Source organism: Mesorhizobium sp. M7A.F.Ca.AU.002.02.1.1, assembly GCF_003998535.1.
GTDB classification, from domain to species: Bacteria; Pseudomonadota; Alphaproteobacteria; order Rhizobiales; family Rhizobiaceae; genus Mesorhizobium; species Mesorhizobium ciceri.
In genome coordinates, this window is record NZ_RZPB01000625.1 from 1 (window position 1) to 3,563 (window position 3,563).

At 58.3% G+C, this 3,563-nt stretch carries 6 protein-coding genes; 3 read left to right on the top strand and 3 right to left on the bottom strand.

The features are described 5' to 3' along the window. Positions 1-39 precede the first annotated feature (39 nt). Positions 40-315, top strand: a complete 276-nt coding sequence (locus EN879_RS40755) for a cyclic nucleotide-binding domain-containing protein (protein ID WP_338039908.1) — start codon at positions 40-42, stop codon at positions 313-315. A gap of 149 nt (positions 316-464) precedes the next feature. On the opposite strand, the gene EN879_RS40220 is transcribed toward EN879_RS40755, so the two are convergent. Further along, positions 465-683: a glycosyl hydrolase 108 family protein gene (locus tag EN879_RS40220; protein ID WP_244507020.1), complete on the bottom strand. Its 219-nt coding sequence runs from the start codon at positions 681-683 to the stop codon at positions 465-467. Between the two features lie 168 nt (positions 684-851). Then, positions 852-1,076 (bottom strand): hypothetical protein, encoded by a 225-nt coding sequence (locus EN879_RS28110; protein ID WP_027162007.1) that lies wholly within the window; start codon positions 1,074-1,076, stop codon positions 852-854. Positions 1,077-1,564: 488 nt separating this feature from the next. On the opposite strand from EN879_RS28110, the gene EN879_RS28115 reads away from it, so the two are divergent. Further along, on the top strand, positions 1,565-1,756 hold the full coding sequence (locus EN879_RS28115) for a hypothetical protein (RefSeq protein WP_063170631.1): 192 nt from the start codon (positions 1,565-1,567) through the stop codon (positions 1,754-1,756). 123 nt (positions 1,757-1,879) lie between these two features. Next, entirely contained in the window at positions 1,880-2,143 is a 264-nt protein-coding gene (locus EN879_RS28120) for a hypothetical protein (RefSeq protein WP_063170873.1), read from the top strand. Positions 2,144-3,106: 963 nt separating this feature from the next. On the opposite strand, the gene EN879_RS28130 is transcribed toward EN879_RS28120, so the two are convergent. After that, on the bottom strand, positions 3,107-3,304 hold the full coding sequence (locus EN879_RS28130; RefSeq protein WP_244514468.1) for a tyrosine-type recombinase/integrase: 198 nt from the start codon (positions 3,302-3,304) through the stop codon (positions 3,107-3,109). Between the last annotated feature and the right edge of the window lie 259 nt (positions 3,305-3,563).

Here is a 3,563-nt window from a genome sequence, read left to right on the forward strand (position 1 = left end):
GAAGAGACCGAGCTGCCGGAACGCGGCTCGGCATAAGGATTGCCGGCACGTGCCAGGCAGAGACATGGAAGATTCCATCCGAGGCCGGTCCTGAGAGGCATCCCGATCCAGGAGAAGGAATTCCAGGCCAATCATGACCTTGTCCGTGATGGCGATCGGCCCTCGCATTCGTTTGTCCTTATCGACGGCTTGGTCGGCTCTACCAAACACACCGGCGAGGGTAAGCGGCAGATCACATCATTCTTCGTGACCGGCGACATTCCGAATCTGCACGGACTACATCTTTCGGTGATGGACTGCACCTTCCGACCCTGACGCCATCGCGTGTCGGCTTCATGCGCCACGACACACTGCGCGCCATCTGTGAACAGCACCCTAGCTTTGCCGCCGCGTTCTGGCGCTCGACGCTGATCGACGCGGCGATCTACGGGGATGGGCCACCAATGTCGAGCGCCGCGAGGCCTTCACCCGCATGGCGCACATCCTATGCAGGCTGATCTACCGGCTGCGCGCGGTCGAACGCATCGAGGACCACATCGCCGACATTTGGCACCGGCCGTCGAATCCCAGTAGAACCGGCGACAGACCATCGCTACTTGGGCGTCAGTGATCTGACGCAGGTCGGAATTGGTAGCATCGGCTTTCACAAAGCGGCGGAAGTTGGTGAGCGTGACGCCTTTCATGGTGGCGCCGCCATCCGCCGGATTGTCCCGACCAGAGGCCTTCAGATTTCAGAACGAGCGCAAGCGCCCGCGCAAAGTTGCGGTCCATGGCTAGTACCTTTCCGCCCTGATGGGCAGTTGTTGAATTGGCAATGGAGGTGGACGGCTGAAATCAGCCGGTTAAGCAAATCAGCGGTCTAGCCGCTGGCACTCATCAAGTAGGCCACCAAGCTCCAGGCAGAGATCGACGCGGCCGAGGCTGTTGGCCTTGTCGTCAATCCCGATGCGACGGTTGTAGGCCGTGACGGCGTCTTTTAGTTGAGAAACACGACCGGCCTTGTGACCGCTGGAGTAGGCGAAACCAGCGATGCAAATACTAGCAGCGATTGCAAGCGCGGCAGTCTTGGGGTTCATTGGCATTTTCGCCCCTCGATCAACTTGGGAAGAATTCGTCCATGGAAGACAGTTTGACTGAATTGGCAGCGCGGCTCCAGATGCAATGGAGAGCGTGGGCTCCCGCGATTGGCCTTGGTGTTGCCTCCGCCATCGGCATGATTTGGACCGTCTATCTACCGATTGTCGGATTGCGTCACCTGCTCGGATACAACTAAACCTCTAGAATCCGCACGACGGCATTCCACGCGTAGGATTTGCTGCAACGCCGGTAACAGTGACCTCCAGGCCGAGCCTACCGAGCGCGACCGAGCAATCCAGGGATGCCGCGTCAGTCGCATTTTCGCCTATGACCGTCTTCGTGATCGACCCTTCGGTTGCCAGCGTTCCAGAAGTGTGCGCACCACGCCGGTCACAGGACTTCTCCTTCGCTTTGTACATTTCGAACGTTGAAGCGCTTTGGGCGCTATGATTTGTTGGTGCCTTCGTCGTGTGTGGGAGTGCGGGCCGTGGACGATGACCAAAGGGCTGGTGTTCGTATCGAACACATCGACGGCCAGTGGGCGGTAGAACTCGTCGAGAATGGCGAAATCACCCAGCATCTTTTCGAGACCGAGGAATTCGCGAGGAACTTCGCCGCCGGTCAGTGGCTAAGGCTAAACCCGAAGCCTATTCCCCCAATGCGCCGGCGACGCCGTTAGAGCGCTAAGCTTAAAAATGCTCTTTCGCGGATGCTGCACCGGGGCCGGAACTTTGATGCAATAGCGAAGTTCGAGGAGGGAGATGCTTTCGCAACAGGCGCCACTTCACGAGAGGCCGGAGCAATGGTGGACAATCTATCTCGCAGGGAAGAACAACGCGGCACGCGAAGACTCATGGCCTGGGGCGTGGCGGTTATTGCCGTCATTTTCCTAGGCCTAATGGCATTCTTTGTACTCACGCCTTTATCGAACGGCTCTTGGCAGACGGCACCGTTCAAGCGTGCTCCTGTGCAAAACCACGGCGGTAATGCGCCAGTGGATACGTCACCCAGCCCGGGCGTGAAAAAAGACCCTCAGGAAAATACTGAAATGCCGGAGCAGCAGTAGTAGGTTCCGACCCGCTGGCAAACTTTTGCCGGGGCCGGGCGGCGATCTTGTCGAACACGTCCTCTTCCTCTGCGTCGCGAATGGCCTTGGTGTCGCCTCCAAGGATCGGGACCGGCCTTCCCTCGATTGCTGAGCTTACAAAATTGCCCAATTCGGAGGCCTGATGCTACACGTGTGTCGGCACAAGCAAATCTGCACAGCAGCTATGCACGATCCACGATTGCAGAAATCGCTGGGCAGCGGGTAGATTTTGATTGTCGGCCATCTACTCCTCCCAGATGCGATGCCGGCGCTGAATGAGGCGCACCTCCTCCCGCGCCACATTCGAAAATCGAGCCCGCTGCCACCTCCTCCCGGCAGCGGGCTTTTTTTTGTCTTCGCCAGCAGACACAGTGGCAAGCATCCGCGATGGCCTGCGAAACCATCCGTAAACCATGCCAAGACGGTAAATATTTTATCTCGAACCGATCGGGTTGCAGGAGGTTGTGGGCGGGTCTGCAACAAAGAGGCCCAGCCGATCCATGCACCGCTTACCCATCTTGCCCGCCCTGTTGATCTCCTTCGGGATTGCCTACGGAATTTGCGTCTGGGCGACGTCGGATAAGCCGGTCAGCTTTTTCGAAGCCCAAGCGGCGTCGCAAATGCGTGGAACTGTCGATCGCTCTGAATAGCTGTAACGCCACGGAAGGTGGGGCGGTCCGGTCCTATTATTCACATGGCCACCTTCGTGCACGAGCGCGCGGGCAAGCGCCTCACGGCAATGGCGTAGGTCGATCTTTGCCATCGCCGTGGCCACAGCTTCTCGCACGGTTGGACCTAATGGCTCGGCCAAGCGCCGAGCGGCGTCATCTTTCCTGTTCAAGGTAAGAAGGATGGGTAGCGGACTTCGCCAGCATGAAAAACGCGATTATGCACAACGCGCAGAAGCACGCGATCACGGCAAGTGAGCAGGCAATTACGACCTCAGCCATTTGGATTGTCCTCTAAATGTCGGGTGCTAGTCGGCGAATGATGTCCGCTATAGGACGGGGCGAGGTGAGCATAGTGCTTCTCCACCGTTCGGGTGTCGCTGCGACCAAGGGCCTGTGCCACGATGATCAACGGAGCGCCATTTCGAACCATCGTGCTGGCGTAGGTATGCCGCAGCTCATGTAGCGTCACATCCGACAGGCCGGCCTGTTTCAAAAGCGCTTTCCAGGGCCGATGGTAAATAGCCTTGGCCCAAACGACGCCGCTGTCTTGGGTAAGCAGGGGTTCACTGCCTTATCGATGGTGGGCTCTTGGTTCAGCAGAGTCCAGACAAAGAGCTCCTCCGCCACAACAATTCAGCGCATCAACCCCGCCGCGCGCAGAGCATTTTCGATGACCTTGGAAATCCCACTTGCCGGACCGCGCGCATTGGCTCGCTCCGGCGTGGGAT

Excerpts from the sequence above, each read along its gene's own strand:
- EN879_RS40220 (WP_244507020.1), bottom strand. The coding sequence starts at position 683 with ATGAAAGGCGTCACGCTCACCAACTTCCGCCGCTTTGTGAAAGCCGAT.
- EN879_RS28110 (WP_027162007.1), bottom strand. The coding sequence starts at position 1,076 with ATGAACCCCAAGACTGCCGCGCTTGCAATCGCTGCTAGTATTTGCATC.
- EN879_RS28120 (WP_063170873.1), top strand. The coding sequence starts at position 1,880 with ATGGTGGACAATCTATCTCGCAGGGAAGAACAACGCGGCACGCGAAGA.